This is a genomic window from Helicobacter valdiviensis, assembly GCF_003245365.1.
Lineage (GTDB): Bacteria > Campylobacterota > Campylobacteria > Campylobacterales > Helicobacteraceae > Helicobacter_D > Helicobacter_D valdiviensis.
This window is the reverse complement of record NZ_NBIU01000079.1, coordinates 1-1,635: the sequence shown is the minus strand read 5'-3', so window position 1 is coordinate 1,635 and position 1,635 is coordinate 1. Positions and strand designations below refer to the sequence as shown.

At 28.3% G+C, this 1,635-nt stretch carries 1 protein-coding gene; it reads right to left on the bottom strand.

From position 1 onward, the window contains the following. Positions 1-1,635, bottom strand: a 1,635-nt coding sequence (locus tag B6S12_RS11245; RefSeq protein ID WP_484083246.1) for an alpha/beta hydrolase family protein, incomplete at both ends; no start/stop codon positions are given.

Sequence of the window (1,635 nt, the reverse complement as noted above, 5' to 3'; positions counted from 1 at the left end):
TCCTTTACCACTGCTTTCATCACTAGGGGAAAAATAATAGCTAGGTTTATCTTGTAAAATATTTCCTTCTTTATTGGGTTCTCCAAAGTAAAAAGAATTATCAGGGAGTTCGGTGGAGCCTGTAAGGAGGGTGGAGTTTAGGAAGATATAAGCTTGGTAGTTTTGAAGCGTATCTAAAGAAACACCTGTTTTATTTACGGCTCTTTCATAGATTTCATTACAATCAACCACATCTTTATGATTGGCAAAAATAAAAAATTTCTTTTCTTCTATATTAACAAATGCTGTTGAGCTTGCAGAATTAAATCCTATTTTTGTTTTAGGGCTTTGATTTTTATTAAGATAATAGCTTGTGCAATGATTTTCAAAAATTACATTAATCATTTGCATTTTTCTGGCTTGAAAAAATTCCTCATTATCCTCATTGCTCATACACTTAAAACAATTAGAATTATAAGGTAAGCTTTTATGTAAATTTGTTTTTGTAAGCATATCTTTGCCATCTTGTTGTTCTAGTTTAAAAGGGAAGAATTTAAAAAGTGATCTTAAATTATATAAATCTGATTTATTTATTTGAATATTTTGTATAGCATTTTTATCTAGTATTCTTATCCAACCTCCTACCGCTTCCAAAGCCAAAAAAGAATCGGGTATGATAAATTTATTTATACTTTGGTATTCATTTAAGCTAAATGCTTCTTGCTTGTCTTTATAAATGAAATTAAAATGTTTGTCTTTGTAATTGTCTTCATTATATAAAATATAAAAAAATTCATCCAATACTACACTGATATAATTTTCATCTTCGTTTTTAATATTTGCACCACCTTGTAGTAATAATTTATTATTTTGAGTTAACTCAATAAGAATTTGCGTATAAGAATTTAAATAATCCAGCACACAAGCAATATCTCCCTTTAATTCTTTAATATCTTCATTATTTGTTATTAAATGCTCATACAAATAACTTGACCAAACTATATTATACATAAAATGACTAGTATCCCAATAGCTTTTTTCAAGTTCTCCTATATGGATTAAATGCAATTTATCTGTATTTTTATAATCAAATTTATCTTTAATATTTAATCCATATTTATAACCCAAATCAGATATTAAAGATCTTGCGGGCTCTAGCGTTTGTCTGCCTTCTTTCCAAAAATCTTCTTCATTAGGGATAGGCTTGGCTATGGTTTCTATATGATGTATTTCTATACTTGTTTTACCCTTACTTGCTTGTTTTATATTTAAAGCACATTCATCAAGTCTTTTTTGCTCCACTTGTCCTTGTGCATTTTTACATTCTTCAATCAAACCATCGGTTCCATTTTCTAGATTTAAAGCTTTAGAACAATTATCCAAAGTTTTTCTAGTCATACCAAAACCAAAAAGTTTTTTAATTCCTTTGATTAACAATTTAAAAACAAGTCTAACAAGTCTAACAAAAAGATTTACAAAGCTTCCTGTAATCCCCCCTATACCCGCTCCATTATAAGTATAGAGTTTTTGAATATATTTTTTTTGCCCAAAGATACAAAAACATTGTGCTAAATGTCCGCCTAAAGAATGCCCTACAATATCGATTTTAAAATCATCACTTCCATGCTTGTTTCTAATATTTTCTAAAACACTATC